Origin of the sequence: Mammaliicoccus sp. N-M50, assembly GCF_022386995.1 — a bacterium.
In the GTDB taxonomy this organism is placed as follows: Bacteria; Bacillota; Bacilli; order Staphylococcales; family Staphylococcaceae; genus Mammaliicoccus; species Mammaliicoccus sciuri_A.
The window spans coordinates 107296-120211 of record NZ_JAJNJA010000004.1; the positions used below are offsets into that span (position 1 = coordinate 107296).

The 12916-nt window shown below is 31.7% G+C and carries 18 protein-coding genes; 2 read left to right on the plus strand and 16 right to left on the minus strand.

Annotated elements, in window-relative coordinates; translation table 11 throughout:
• Window positions 1-187: 187 nt before the first annotated feature.
• From LQ622_RS07840 to LQ622_RS07850, 3 genes are read right to left on the minus strand one after another with little or no spacing between them, the layout of a single operon-like run.
• Window positions 188-1192, minus strand: coding sequence for a zinc-binding alcohol dehydrogenase family protein (locus LQ622_RS07840; RefSeq protein ID WP_239762097.1), 1005 nt, complete (start codon window positions 1190-1192; stop codon window positions 188-190).
• A gap of 18 nt (window positions 1193-1210) precedes the next feature.
• Entirely contained in the window at window positions 1211-1651 is a 441-nt protein-coding gene (locus LQ622_RS07845; RefSeq protein ID WP_191836470.1) for a GNAT family N-acetyltransferase, read from the minus strand.
• Window positions 1652-1670: 19 nt separating this feature from the next.
• Window positions 1671-1874, minus strand: coding sequence for a DUF1272 domain-containing protein (locus LQ622_RS07850; protein ID WP_037589002.1), 204 nt, complete (start codon window positions 1872-1874; stop codon window positions 1671-1673).
• An 87-nt stretch (window positions 1875-1961) separates the two neighbouring features.
• On the opposite strand from LQ622_RS07850, the gene LQ622_RS07855 reads away from it, so the two are divergent.
• A complete protein-coding gene (locus tag LQ622_RS07855; RefSeq protein WP_167739975.1) occupies window positions 1962-2105 on the plus strand; it encodes a hypothetical protein in 144 nt (47 codons plus the stop codon).
• Between the two features lie 23 nt (window positions 2106-2128).
• Here the strand turns inward: LQ622_RS07855 and LQ622_RS07860 are convergent, their stop codons facing one another.
• The 4 genes from LQ622_RS07860 to LQ622_RS07875 all read right to left on the minus strand — a co-directional run bounded on the left by LQ622_RS07860 (window position 2129) and on the right by LQ622_RS07875 (window position 3759).
• Window positions 2129-2590, minus strand: a complete 462-nt coding sequence (locus LQ622_RS07860; RefSeq protein WP_239774907.1) for a DinB family protein — start codon at window positions 2588-2590, stop codon at window positions 2129-2131.
• A 17-nt stretch (window positions 2591-2607) separates the two neighbouring features.
• Window positions 2608-2979 carry a VOC family protein gene (locus tag LQ622_RS07865; protein WP_025906454.1) on the minus strand — a complete coding sequence of 124 codons (372 nt, stop codon included), beginning with the start codon at window positions 2977-2979 and terminating at the stop codon, window positions 2608-2610.
• Window positions 2980-3059: 80 nt separating this feature from the next.
• Window positions 3060-3269: a helix-turn-helix domain-containing protein gene (locus tag LQ622_RS07870; protein WP_025906456.1), complete on the minus strand. Its 210-nt coding sequence runs from the start codon at window positions 3267-3269 to the stop codon at window positions 3060-3062.
• Window positions 3270-3279: 10 nt separating this feature from the next.
• On the minus strand, window positions 3280-3759 hold the full coding sequence (locus LQ622_RS07875) for a hypothetical protein (RefSeq protein ID WP_239774909.1): 480 nt from the start codon (window positions 3757-3759) through the stop codon (window positions 3280-3282).
• A gap of 312 nt (window positions 3760-4071) precedes the next feature.
• Here LQ622_RS07875 and LQ622_RS15165 point away from each other — a divergent pair, with 312 nt between their 5' ends.
• Entirely contained in the window at window positions 4072-5796 is a 1725-nt protein-coding gene (locus tag LQ622_RS15165; protein WP_239774911.1) for an ABC transporter ATP-binding protein, read from the plus strand.
• A gap of 38 nt (window positions 5797-5834) precedes the next feature.
• Here the strand turns inward: LQ622_RS15165 and LQ622_RS07885 are convergent, their stop codons facing one another.
• The 9 genes from LQ622_RS07885 to LQ622_RS07925 all read right to left on the minus strand — a co-directional run bounded on the left by LQ622_RS07885 (window position 5835) and on the right by LQ622_RS07925 (window position 12733).
• Complete coding sequence (locus LQ622_RS07885) at window positions 5835-6512, minus strand: YjjG family noncanonical pyrimidine nucleotidase (protein ID WP_239774913.1); 678 nt, start codon at window positions 6510-6512, stop codon at window positions 5835-5837.
• A 61-nt stretch (window positions 6513-6573) separates the two neighbouring features.
• Window positions 6574-7080, minus strand: a complete 507-nt coding sequence (locus tag LQ622_RS07890; protein WP_239774915.1) for a DUF4411 family protein — start codon at window positions 7078-7080, stop codon at window positions 6574-6576.
• On the minus strand, window positions 7077-8192 hold the full coding sequence (locus tag LQ622_RS07895) for an ImmA/IrrE family metallo-endopeptidase (protein ID WP_239774917.1): 1116 nt from the start codon (window positions 8190-8192) through the stop codon (window positions 7077-7079). Before LQ622_RS07895 ends, LQ622_RS07890 begins: the two co-directional genes overlap by 4 nt.
• Window positions 8193-8403: 211 nt before the next feature.
• A complete protein-coding gene (rpsI, locus tag LQ622_RS07900; protein WP_025906473.1) occupies window positions 8404-8796 on the minus strand; it encodes a 30S ribosomal protein S9 in 393 nt (130 codons plus the stop codon).
• Between the two features lie 19 nt (window positions 8797-8815).
• On the minus strand, window positions 8816-9253 hold the full coding sequence (gene rplM / locus LQ622_RS07905; protein WP_025906474.1) for a 50S ribosomal protein L13: 438 nt from the start codon (window positions 9251-9253) through the stop codon (window positions 8816-8818).
• A gap of 209 nt (window positions 9254-9462) precedes the next feature.
• Window positions 9463-10266 carry a tRNA pseudouridine(38-40) synthase TruA gene (truA, locus tag LQ622_RS07910; RefSeq protein WP_239762093.1) on the minus strand — a complete coding sequence of 268 codons (804 nt, stop codon included), beginning with the start codon at window positions 10264-10266 and terminating at the stop codon, window positions 9463-9465.
• Between the two features lie 10 nt (window positions 10267-10276).
• A complete protein-coding gene (locus LQ622_RS07915) occupies window positions 10277-11074 on the minus strand; it encodes an energy-coupling factor transporter transmembrane component T family protein (protein WP_196307503.1) in 798 nt (265 codons plus the stop codon).
• Window positions 11067-11930, minus strand: coding sequence for an energy-coupling factor transporter ATPase (locus LQ622_RS07920; protein WP_159315442.1), 864 nt, complete (start codon window positions 11928-11930; stop codon window positions 11067-11069). Before LQ622_RS07920 ends, LQ622_RS07915 begins: the two co-directional genes overlap by 8 nt.
• Window positions 11927-12733 carry an energy-coupling factor transporter ATPase gene (locus tag LQ622_RS07925; RefSeq protein ID WP_239762129.1) on the minus strand — a complete coding sequence of 269 codons (807 nt, stop codon included), beginning with the start codon at window positions 12731-12733 and terminating at the stop codon, window positions 11927-11929. The genes LQ622_RS07920 and LQ622_RS07925 overlap by 4 nt, the downstream gene beginning before the upstream one ends.
• Between the last annotated feature and the right edge of the window lie 183 nt (window positions 12734-12916).

Sequence of the window (12916 nt, forward strand, 5' to 3'; positions counted from 1 at the left end):
AACCTCGCGTGAGGTTGTGCTTTTTTGTAGATTATTTTATTTGGAGACGGCGCCGTTAGTTACACTTCCGCCGACTTTTGTTACTATAGACCCCCATAGTTACACTTCCGCCGACTTTTGTAATTAACTCCCCCGTTATGAACAAATTTGACCAGAAGTGTTCGTAACGTCATTTCTATTAGTACTGTTAATATTCTATAACTATTTTACCAATACTTTTTCCTTCTTCTATTAAACGATGTGCCTCTGTAATTGTTTCTACACTTAATCCTTTTAGTGTCTTATTTACTGTCGTTTTAATCGTACCTCTATCCAATAAATATGTTAACTTTCTCAAATATTCATGATGTGCGATCATGTCGTCTGTTTCATATTTTGGTCTAGTAAACATAAATTCAAATGAGAATGTCACACTTTTATCTTTTAATAAATTTAAATCTACTTTATCCATAAAATTAACAAGTGCTACGATTTTTCCTCTTGGCTTTATCATTTCTGCCATTACATTAAAGTATGCATCACTACTATGTGTATTAAAGATATAATCTACTTGATTAATTTTATGTGCTCTTAATTCATCTGGTAAGTGGTGTTTATGATTGAGTACGATGTCAGCACCCATTTTCTCTGACCATCTTCTTGTTTCTTTACGTGAAGCTGTCGTGATTACTGTTAGGCCCAAATGTTTCGCAATTTGAGTAGCTACAGAACCTACACCACCTGCACCATTAATAATTAGTAACTTCTTATCTTTATTATCTTCAGGGTTAGATGAAATATTAAGGCCTTCTAATAATGCTTCAAATGACGTTAGTGCAGTTAAAGGTAAAGCTGCTGATTCAACGAAAGATAAGTGTTCTGGTTTAATGCCCACAAGTCGTTCATCAACTAATTGATACTCTGCATTCGATCCTTGCTTCGTATTTGTACCAGAATAATATACTTCATCACCTACGTGGAACAATTCTACTTCTTCTCCAACCGCTTCTACAACACCTACTGCATCATACCCTAATATTTTAAATTCTCCATCTGATGTATTTCTTGATTTCGTATCTATAGGATTTATACTCGCTGCTTTCACATTCACTAAAAGATTTCTTCCTTTAGCTTCTGGAACTGGTATATCTCTTTCTTCAAATTCATTTGATACTTTCAAATCAAAACTGTTACTAAACCCAATTGCTTTCATCTAAAAGTCACCTCTTGTTTATAAATGTTTATGATAATAGTTATGTTCATCATCGATTTGCATGCCTAATTTTTGATATAAACGATTACCAGCTTTATTTGATTTTTCGGTTTCTAAATATATTGTCTCATATCCATTTTCTTTCCCATAAGTAAATGCTTGGTTCATTAATTGCTCACCAATTCGTTGACCTCTCGCATCTGCTGTTAAAAATAAATCATTAATAATAAGTAGGTTTGACATTTTCATTGATGACAACATCTTGTATAGCTGTACAAATCCTATCACTTGCTCATTCGCTTCAGCTATAAATATAACAGCATCTTCACGAGAAACATTTCTATATATAAATTCATACGTCATCTTTATATCTGATTGTTGTCCAAAATGAACACGATAGTCATCAAATACAGCAACAACTTTCTCTATCTCATTGAGTTGTAATCTTCGAATATTCAATCCATCACCTCATTTATCCTTAACGGTCTCCCATTACAGTTTTAGTATCAGCTTTTGCTTTCGGACGAACGACAAGTTCTCCATTACATTCTGGACATACATAATATAAATTTTCCGCACATTCTCTACAGTATGTTGTTTCTTGAACACATATAAAAGCATTACTTTTCTTATGAAATTCATATCCGCATTTTTCGCAATTTGGTTTCATCTCTAAAGCCATTTCTATCACTCCATAAAAATATGTTAGTATATACATAATTATCATATCACTTTTAAGTACATAAAATGAATTTTAAGGTGTGATTCTATGGAAAAAGAATTCGTAGGTAAATGTGCCAAATGCCAAACAGATATTTATTGTAATAGTGGCTTTATAGAAGGTGTCGTGCAAGAAGACAAAACATTATTATGCTTTGACTGTTCTAATGAAAAAGAGAGAAAAGAAACATAATCGTTTCTTTTCTCTCTATATTTTTATACGCCTTGATCTAATTTATCTAACATTGATTTCATCAACTTAATTTGACCAGTATGATAATTCGTATGCAATATGCCAAATGAAATTGTTTCTGCAAAAGTATCCATATTCGCTATCGGTGCTTTTCTTGATTTGTCCATTTGTTCATCAAGTGCATTTAATATTCTTTCTAGTTGTTGATTTAATATGCCTTTTAATTCTTGGAAAGTTGGTTCTACACCTGTAAAATCTTGTGGTGAAGTACCTGGTGAGAATGATTTACCTAACTTTTCACCGAGTATATTATCTTCTTCACTTGTACCAAAGACAAATGATTCATTTGCCACAATTACGTGACCAAGTTGCCATTTAATATTATTGTTCGCTAACTCCAGTTGAAAATCCGCTTGTTTCTCATCTATATCTTTGACAACATCAGATAACATACTATAAGAAATTCGGAACTGCGTTTCTATCATTTCAATTCCCTCCGTTTTTACTCAGTAATTGCAAAATAATTACCTTGCTTATCATGAAAATTAAATACTCTACCCTCAGGCATTTCTATAATATCATGACCAGTTAATCCTTGTTCTTTTAACGACTTATATAATTCATCAAAATTCGAAGCTTTAAACATTAAAGAAGGTGTTTCTAAACTCACTTCAGGACTGTACTTTTCAATAAAAGCTTTATCAAATAATACAAATGACGTTTCAGCATCTTCACTAGGTGCAATTTCTACAGACTTGAAACCTTCAGGCAACTCATCTTCAGACTTCACAACAAAGTTCATTACATCTTTCCAAAATTCAACAGCTTTTTCTTGATCATCAACATATAACATGACTTGATGTAACTTTTCAATCATATATATCACCTTCATTCATTTATTACATTTAGAATACGCTATATATGATTCAAGTGCAAAAATAACAAAGTTTAATTTCACTCTGCATCCTTTTCATAAACCATGATGTCACCAGGCTGACAATCCAAGTATTCACATATTGCTTCTAGTGTACTAAATCTAACAGCTTTTGCTTTTCCAGTCTTTAAAATAGATAAATTTGCAATCGTAATATCTACCTCTTGAGCAAGTTCAGTCAGAGAAACATGTCTCTCTTTTAATATTTCATCTAATTTAATTTTTATCATCTTGTCACCCTTAAACAGTCAAATCATGTTCTTCTTTCATTGATTCAGATTCATCATAAATCGCAAGGAAGTTTAACATCATTAAAGCAATATTCAACAATAATACCGTAGTAAACGGCGCAGTATCTAATAAATCTTTATATATGATGTCTACACCAATTAAACTCTTCATTGAATTGAATGTAGCATATATCATAATAATGATTGAAGAATAAAATATTTTATTATAATTCCCAGAATTAAAAAAGTCCTTTTTCTTTATATTTTTTACAAATCTTAGAACAAATATAAAGAAAACTATTGTTAACAACGATTGAATAGTAAAGCATATTAAGTAATAGAATACGCCATCCCTTAAATCAAATGCTGTACTTACAGGAACTTTGATAAAGAATTTCACAAGAATAACACCTAGTATCAAAATATTAAGGATCATTGTAATTAATGTAATCATGTAACCACGTTTTTCAGTATTACTAATTTTACTCATCAAAACCTCTCCTTTTTATCGTTTTTCAATAAAAGTTTAACATCTTTTTTATTGTTTATCAATAAAAATTATCGTTTTTCGATAAAAACGGGTTATATCAAGTACTTCTCATCCGTGTTGAGTTTTACTCGTTTTTAACTTATACTCTCAGTAACAGTCTTTACTGTAATTTTACACTAGAGAGGGAGATTACCATGAGAAAAAATAATAATCGTATCCTTTTAACTACTGCCACTGAGGTCGTTTACCTTTAAGTGAAATGTATTAAGTTTATTGGTAAACGACACCAATAAAACTTAAGGAGCTATTATTGTGAAATTTAAAAAATTCATATCATACTACAGACCTTATAAACGAATTTTCGGTTTAACTTTAATTTGTTCATTACTTGTTACGGTTATAACGCTTGTAATACCATTGATTATTCGTTATATCACAGAGAATTTAATTCAACATTTCTCTGTAGCGCATGTTAAAGAAATTTACTTACTAGGTGCTGCTATGGTATTGCTCATATTGATTCAATTTTTGTGCCATATTTTTATAGATTATTATGGTCACGTTATGGGTGCAAAGATGGAGAAAGATATGAGCGAAGAGTTATATGAACATATTCAAAGCCAACCTCATCACTTTTTCGACCGAAATAGTACGGGTGGTTTAATGTCGAGATTAACGGGTGATCTTGAGAACTTATCAGAGTTATATCATCACGGTCCTGAAGATATCTTAATGTACATTATTCGTTTTATAGGTGCTGTCATCATTCTCTTGTATATCAATGTAGAATTAACAATTGTGATGATGTTATTTATTCCTATTATGATTGTGGTTTATTGGTATTACATCAAAAAGCTCTCTTCTATCTATGAACAAGATAAAGCTACCAATGCTGAAATTCATGGATTTTTAGAAAATACGATATCAGGAATTAAAGTTACAAAATCTTTTACGAATGAATCATTTGAAAGTAATCAGTATAAATCACTTAATAAAAAAGCAATTGAAATTAAAAAGAAAGTTCATAAATATGAAGCTCTATATAATGAGATTATAGGGTCCATCATTCAAGCAATGCCTGTCATCATCATTGTGCTTGGTGCATTACTAATTATGAAAAAAGAAATTTCTATTGGGGATTTGTTAGCATTCGTACTGTATGTAGGTAATATCGCAACACCTATTGAAGTACTTGTTAAGCTGTCTGTTCAATATAATGAAGGTATTTCAGGTTTTAACCGCTTCTTTAAATTAATGCAACTTAAACCGGATATAACTTCAGAGAATACTCACCAACAACAAACACAACATTCAAATGGTGCTATTCAATTTGATCATGTTTACTTTCAATATGACCAAGAATATATTATCCATAATTTAAATTTAACAATCGAACCCGGTGCATATATTGCGATAGTTGGCCCATCAGGTTCAGGTAAATCAACCATCGCCAATCTGCTACCAAGATTTTACGATGTCACATCAGGATCCATAACGATTAATCATCAAGATATTAGAACGATCCCTCTTGAAGAACTTAGACAAAAAATAGGTATCGTTCAACAAGATGTCTATATATTCTCAAGTACCGTTTACGAGAATATTAAATATGGTAATCCTGAAGCTTCAATGGATGAAATCATTCATGCATCTAAATTAGCCAATGCACATGAATTTATTCAACAACTGCCAAATGGTTATCACACACAAATTGGTGAAAAAGGTGCTAAACTTTCTGGCGGACAAAAGCAAAGACTTAGTATCGCAAGAATGTTTCTAAAAAACCCAGAAGTTGTCATCTTAGATGAAGCCACAAGTGCTTTAGATAATTTAAGTGAGAAAGTCGTTCAACAATCATTGGAACAACTGACACTCAATCGCACAACTATCGTTATCGCACATCGATTATCAACAATTCGAAATGCAGATAACATATACGTCCTAACAAAAGAAGGCATTATAGAATCTGGTAATCACGATACACTTATAGAGAAACAAGGATTCTATTATAGAATGTATATCAACGAAGAGAACTAAATATAAGCATTATAAAAGCTGAGACATCACGTCTCAGCTTATTTCAATATATCCTTTAACGCTTCTAAATGATTTATAACATATGTCGCAATATCGCCGTTACTAAGATTTTGATGGTCAAAGTAACATGAATCAATTCCATATTCATGCGCACCAGCAATATCAGATGTTAACGTATCTCCTATCATTAAATAATGTGCAACATCGTCGTCTTTAACACCACTTAAACAATGATCAAAAAATTGTTTATGAGGCTTTTCAAATCCAATTTTCTCTGAAATAAAATGATCATCAAAATAATCAAAAATACCTGCATCATGCATGCGTTTCATCTGAGTTTCATAAACACCATTAGAAGCACTATAAAGATGATAACCTGCTTCTTTCAAATAACTTAATATATCTTTCGCACCATCAACCAGCTCATGATTATCATTCAACGTCTTTCTAAAAATAGCCTCTTTAGCACGCGCATCAACAGTTAAATCAAATAGCTCAAAGAATTCCTTAAAGCGACTCGTTAATACATCATCCTTAGAAACCTTGCCTTGCTCAAGATCTAACCATAAACGCTTATTAATATCCTGATACTGCTTAAAATTCAAATCATTAAACACAATACTCTCAGATTTAAAAACCGCCTTAATCCCTTCCCTTTCACCAGCATTAAAATCTAATAACGTATTGTCCAAATCAAATAAAATATGTTTGTACATCGAAAAGTCCCCTTTTAGTCTGTAAGGTTATGGAATATATTATACTTGTTGAAATCCGTTGTCATACGCTTAAATTTACATCTTTAAAGAATCCTAACATATCTATACATTTCACATTCAAATCTTGACATATATCAGGAATTTTAACTGATTTACTTGGATTTTTACTGTTTAATCCATTATTTTTTCTCTCATTAGTCACAATTGTATAATTCTCTGCTAAAGCAATTGCAATAATCCATGGATCAGCAATCGATTCTTTAGCCCATCCCTTATCTGAGGTTAAAGCTTCATTTCTATACATATTACTTAATGAAACATGTTGGAGTACTGTAGTCCAATCTGATGCATATAATTTGTGATTGATTATATCTTCTTTATAGTTAGTTTCAAGCCAATCTCTAAACCACTTATCTTGATAATTCTCTGAGATAATAATTTCTGGGACAATTACATGTTTATTTAATATAGGAGAGATATTTTGCCAAAACGAAGGAAAATAGTCAATGTTATAATATCTTTCATAAAAATTAATATAGATATTGGTATCAAGAATATATTTTTTCATAGGCTATTCTCTCCTTCTAATATTTTATAACCTTTATATCCTACTCCTAATATTTTAAAAGCATCTGTATACGAAATTTTATCTGACTTAACTGCATTTTCAACATAATTAAAAAAGTTTTTATCCATCCTAAAGTTCAAGTTATTTCTGTAGTTTCCACCTTTATTTCTAACAATATTCTTGATTTCTTGATAGTTTTCTTCTAATACTTTAACCTGTTCTTTATATTCATTATGCGTAATAAAGTTAAAATCGTATTGTCTTCTTATAAGGACATATTCACTAACCGGAAATATTTTTAATAATTCATCTACCGGCTTATCACCTATATTCTCAAATATTTTACTTGGTACTAATATTTCAGCTGTAACTTTATTTACAAAGGCTTCTACTTTATCAAATTTATTATCATTAATTTCTTTAATATTATATATTTCATCGTAGCCTATAAATAAATGGACAAGCTCATGAACAAGTGTGAATAGTTGTCCTTTTTTAGAATCTTTTTGATTAATAAAAATAATAGGTGCTTTTTGATCAGCTAAAACAAATCCTCTGAATTCATTAATATTCAAATTTCTATGAGTATTGTCTTTATACTTACCATTCAAGAAAATAAAAACACCAATCTGACTTATTTTATTACGGAAATAAGTAAACGGATTATCATCGATATTTTCAAAGTAATTAATATTTATATTTAAATATTTTCTAATCTCTTCTGCTACATGTTGATAATTATCATTGATACTAAATTTGTTTATAAAATCTAAATGATTTTCTACTTCATCTTTCAAGAAATCTTGCTTAACTCTCATTTCTTTAATCGTATCTTTAAGTTCACTACTCATCTCTTCAATATCAGATGAATTAATTGTCCTAAAATCTAATTTTTCTTCATATGGTTCAATATAATTATCTAAAATTAATAAGCCTACTGGTACATTTATCATTTTTGAAATAGTGGATAACTGATTAAAAGTAGGATTTTTCTTACCATCGAGAATGAGATTTATACTTTTAATGCGTTTAGCTATAGCGTCAATAGGTGTATTAGAATTATGAATGTATCGAGATAGAACTTTATTATTTACTGCCAATTCTGTACTCATCACGATCCCCCCTTTTAGTTATCATTAAATATATTAAGTTCTCTATTTATATTAAATATATTATACCACCACATATATTTCCACATACAAAAAAACACTCCTCGAAGTTGTTCGAGAAGTGTTGAAACGTATATTCTGTTGAACACAAATTGCATATGCAATTTGCGTACCAAATTTGTATGCGAACAAGTTCGCAACAACTTTGGCAATATTAACGTTTTGAGAATTGTGGTGAACGACGAGCACCTTTAAGACCAGGTTTCTTACGTTCTTTCATACGTGGGTCACGTGTAAGTAATCCAGCGCGTTTTAATGATCCACGGTATTCTGGATCTGCTTCTAACAATGCACGTGCAATTCCGTGACGGATAGCTTGTGCTTGTCCAGTGAAACCTCCACCTTGAACGTTTACTAAAACATCGTAGTTACCTTTTGTTTCAGTTACATCAAATGGTTGGTTTAAATCTAAAATTAATGATTCAAATGGTAAGTAGTCACGTACGTCACGTTTGTTAATTGTTACGTTACCTTCACCAGGTACTAAACGTACACGTGCTACTGAATGTTTACGACGACCTGTGCCTTTATATTCAACTTGTGCCAATGTAGTATCCTCCTCTTAATTAACCACGTAACTCGTAGTTTTCAGGTTGTTGTGCAGCATGTGGATGCTCTGCACCAGCATATACGAATAATTTTTTACCTTGTTTTTCACCAAGTTTGCTCTTAGGTAACATACCTTTGATAGATGTTTCTAATAAACGAACTGGGTTTTTCTCTTTTAATTCACCAGCAGATACTGATTTTAATCCACCTGGGTGATTTGAGTGACGGTAGTAAATTTTATCTTGTTCTTTATTACCTGATAAGTAGATTTTTTCAGCGTTAATGATGATAACGTTATCTCCTGTATCAACGTGTGGTGTGTAAGTTACTTTATGTTTACCGCGTAAGATTGATGCGATTTCTGATGATAAACGACCTAACGTTTGTCCTTCAGCATCAACAACGTACCATTTGCGATCGATGTTTGCTTCATTAGCCATAAATGTTTGACGCATTATAGTGTCCTCCTAAATTTTAAAAAAGTTCTGGGTTAAGATGTATATATTAACCTGTACCAAAGCTTCATATATACATCTTATTTCCTTAGTCTGATTCCTGCTTCTATATCTTAAAACACAATAAGATTCCGGGGCTTATCGTGGTGGTGATATAAAACAATACCGTTGTCTATAATATAATTTATTTGTCTTTTTGTCAATTGGTTTTAAACATTTTCTGAAGACTTTTTATTATATATTTTGATATCATTTCCGAACTCTTCAATAAGTTCTGCTTTATCTAAGTAAATTTTTTCTAAATATAGCCCATGTGCTGGTGCTGTATGTGGTACTTTATTTCGATCTTTGTCTTTTAGAAGCTGATGAATATCATCACCGCTTCTCTTCCCTTCACCGACGAGTATTAAATAAGCGACCATGACTCTTACCATATTGTATAGAAAGCCTGATCCTGTAACGATAAATTCAAATCCGTCATCTGTTTCAACGACTTCACTTTGATAAATGGTACGTTCTTTATTTTGTACTTCAGTCTTTTGTGAACAGAAACTTGTAAAGTCATGTGTACCTATAAAATGTTGTGCAGCTTGATTCATCAAATCAATATCAACGGGTTTCTTTTGCTGTACTTTTGTGTCATGTTCGAATACATGTCTTTCTGGATCGATATAAACTTTATAACGATATTTCTTACCGACACAATCATATCTACAGTGAAAGTCTTCATCAATTTGTTCTACACTTTGTACGTGTATATCTTTAGGCAATGCTGAATTAAAAGCATATTCCCATTTATCTGGTTTAATATTTAATGGTGTATCAAAATGAAAATACTGCTCTATTGCATGCACGCCTTTATCAGTTCTGCTTGAAGGATGTATTCTTACAAATGTTTGATGCATTCTTTTTAGAATTCTCTCAAATTCATATTGCACAGTTCGTTCATGATGTTGAATTTGAAATCCCATAAACTGTCCACCGTGATATGAAATTTTCACTAACATTCTCAAAGTCTGCACCTCAATTCCTTAATAAATATAATGCTATCGCAACAACAATAATTGTTGCGAATCCAATACTATCTCTTAGTTTCCATTTTAATTTACGATAGGTTGTTCGTTGATTTGAAGCATTATAACCTCTAGCTTCCATAGCCACTGCTAAATCATCTGCACGTTTAAACGCCGATATAAACATCGGAATGAGTAGTGGAATAATGGCCTTTAATCTATTAAATATACTACCTGCCGTAACGTCAGATCCTCTTGATGTTTGGGCTTTTATGATTCTATCTAATTCATCCATTAATGTTGGGATAAATCTAAGTGATATAGACATCATCATTGCAAGTTCATGTACTGGGAACTTAACCTTTTTTAACGGTCTCAACATCGATTCTATTGCATCTGTTAAGCTTATCGGACTTGTTGTTAACGTCATGATTGTTGAAATCATCACTAAAAGTGCAAGTCTTAGAACAATAAATGCACCTTGTATAACACCATTTTGTTCAATTGTGAATAGCTTTAAATCAATGATGACTGGTCCACCTTTCGTCACAATTAAATGCATGATGAACGTAAAAATAAACAGTAGCATAACAGGTGTGAGTCCTTTAATTAAGAACCAAAATCTTATTTGTGCTAAATACATAATAATTAACACGGTTAACACCATAAAGCCATAAGATGCCCATGAATTACAAAAGAATATTAATATCATAAATATAAATACATATAGCATTTTCATGCGTGAATCTAATCGATGGATAATTGTATTACCAGGTATGTATCGCCCGATTATTAACTTATCAGTCATGAGGCTTCACCTGCTTTTCATACATATCTTTAAACATTTCTTCACTCGTCGCGATTTGATCAAACTTCATATTATATTTAGCTTCAACTGCTTGTTGAAGTTTAATAATATTAGGTGGTTCAAGATGCGTTTGATTCAGAAGTTCTTCATTTGTAAAAATATTAACTGGCTTATCTTCTGCAACGATTTCACCAGCTTTAATGACTTTAACTTCATCCGCATATTTAAGTACGATATCCATTTGGTGTGAAATTAATATAACCGTAATACCGAGATTTTCATGGATGTCATTGAAGAGTTCCATCATATCATGCTGCCCTTTCGGATCTAAGCCCACTGTAGGCTCATCAAGGACAAGTATTTCAGGTTCCATAGCTAATACACCTGCAATGGCTATACGTCGTTTCTGACCGCCTGAGAGCTCAAATGGCGATTTCTTTAATAAGCTACGATCCATGTTTAACAAATCCATTAGAGATTCTGCTTTTTGAATAGCTGCTTCTTTATCCATACCGTAATTAAGCGGTCCAAAAATAATATCTTTTTCAACTGTATCTTCAAATAATTGATGTTCTGCAAATTGAAAGACGATACCTACTTTTTTACGCACTGGCGCTAATTTCTTTGATTTCGTCTTCTTCGTAATATTCGTATCACCGATTGTTAATTGTCCCTCTGTCGGCTTTAATATAGCATTTAAGTGCTGAATTAATGTTGATTTACCAGAACCTGTTTGGCCAACAATGGCATAAAATTTAGATTCTGTGAATGTCGTCGAAACTTGATTTAAAGCTCTATATTGATATGGTGTCTTTATACTGTAGTCATAAGTGACTTTATCAAACGCTATTTTCATATTCGATTCACCAACTGTTCGAATGTTGTATATTCATAATTATGATTGAGCAAGTAGTTCATTCTCATAGCAAAAGGTAAGTCTAAACCAATTTCAGTTAAATAAGCACCTTGCTTAAATATTTCTTCAGGTATGTCTTGTTTATAAACTTCACCTTTATTCATCACAATAATCTCATCAGCATTAACAGCTTCTTCTAAATCATGTGTAATGGAGATAACTGTTAAGTGGTGTTCACTTTGAATAGATTTAATTAAGTTCATAATACTTTCTTTACCTTCAGGATCAAGCATCGCTGTCGCTTCATCTAAAATCATAATATCTGGTGACATCGCTAATATGCCTGCAATCGCGACACGTTGTTTCTGTCCACCTGAAAGATGACTTGGTTCGAATGTCTTCATGTCTGACATGCCAACTTCTGTTAATACCTCATCAACTACCTCATGCATAACGTGATAGTCTATACTTTGATTTTCCATACCAAATGCTACATCATACTCTACAGTTGAACCAATAAATTGATTATCAGGATTTTGAAATACAATACCGACATGTCTTCTCACTTCATCAATTGTATCGTTCGACAGTAAGATGCCATCAACTACAATTTCACCTTCATAATTTTGGTTAATACCCATCATTAATTTAGCAATTGTAGACTTTCCAGAACCGTTATGTCCGACAATGGATGTCCACTTGCCTTTTTGTATATTAAACGAAACATCGCGAAGTGCAGCTGGCTCATTTTCATCATATTTAAATGTAACGTTCGAGAACCTTATCAAATTTTCCTGCACCATAACATTCATCCTTCAACAAGTTAATTACTATATATTTTACAGTATACATACGAAATTGTAAGCATTTATTACTTTAAACATATTACCTATTATAAAATAAAATGCAATAAAAAAAATCCGTATAAACGGATTTAAAATAAAAAAGCGCGCACTCCACCATAGACGAGTTCACGCGATAAGTCA

Coding starts and splice junctions, on each gene's coding strand:
- LQ622_RS07840 (WP_239762097.1), bottom strand. CDS start 1,192: ATGAAAGCAATTGGGTTTAGTAACAGTTTTGATTTGAAAGTATCAAAT.
- LQ622_RS07850 (WP_037589002.1), bottom strand. CDS start 1,874: ATGGCTTTAGAGATGAAACCAAATTGCGAAAAATGCGGATATGAATTT.
- LQ622_RS07855 (WP_167739975.1), top strand. CDS start 1,962: ATGGAAAAAGAATTCGTAGGTAAATGTGCCAAATGCCAAACAGATATT.
- LQ622_RS07860 (WP_239774907.1), bottom strand. CDS start 2,590: ATGATAGAAACGCAGTTCCGAATTTCTTATAGTATGTTATCTGATGTT.
- LQ622_RS07870 (WP_025906456.1), bottom strand. CDS start 3,269: ATGATAAAAATTAAATTAGATGAAATATTAAAAGAGAGACATGTTTCT.
- LQ622_RS07875 (WP_239774909.1), bottom strand. CDS start 3,759: ATGAGTAAAATTAGTAATACTGAAAAACGTGGTTACATGATTACATTA.
- LQ622_RS07885 (WP_239774913.1), bottom strand. CDS start 6,512: ATGTACAAACATATTTTATTTGATTTGGACAATACGTTATTAGATTTT.
- LQ622_RS07890 (WP_239774915.1), bottom strand. CDS start 7,080: ATGAAAAAATATATTCTTGATACCAATATCTATATTAATTTTTATGAA.
- LQ622_RS07895 (WP_239774917.1), bottom strand. CDS start 8,192: ATGAGTACAGAATTGGCAGTAAATAATAAAGTTCTATCTCGATACATT.
- rplM (WP_025906474.1), bottom strand. CDS start 9,253: ATGCGTCAAACATTTATGGCTAATGAAGCAAACATCGATCGCAAATGG.
- LQ622_RS07915 (WP_196307503.1), bottom strand. CDS start 11,074: ATGACTGATAAGTTAATAATCGGGCGATACATACCTGGTAATACAATT.
- LQ622_RS07920 (WP_159315442.1), bottom strand. CDS start 11,930: ATGAAAATAGCGTTTGATAAAGTCACTTATGACTACAGTATAAAGACA.
- LQ622_RS07925 (WP_239762129.1), bottom strand. CDS start 12,733: ATGGTGCAGGAAAATTTGATAAGGTTCTCGAACGTTACATTTAAATAT.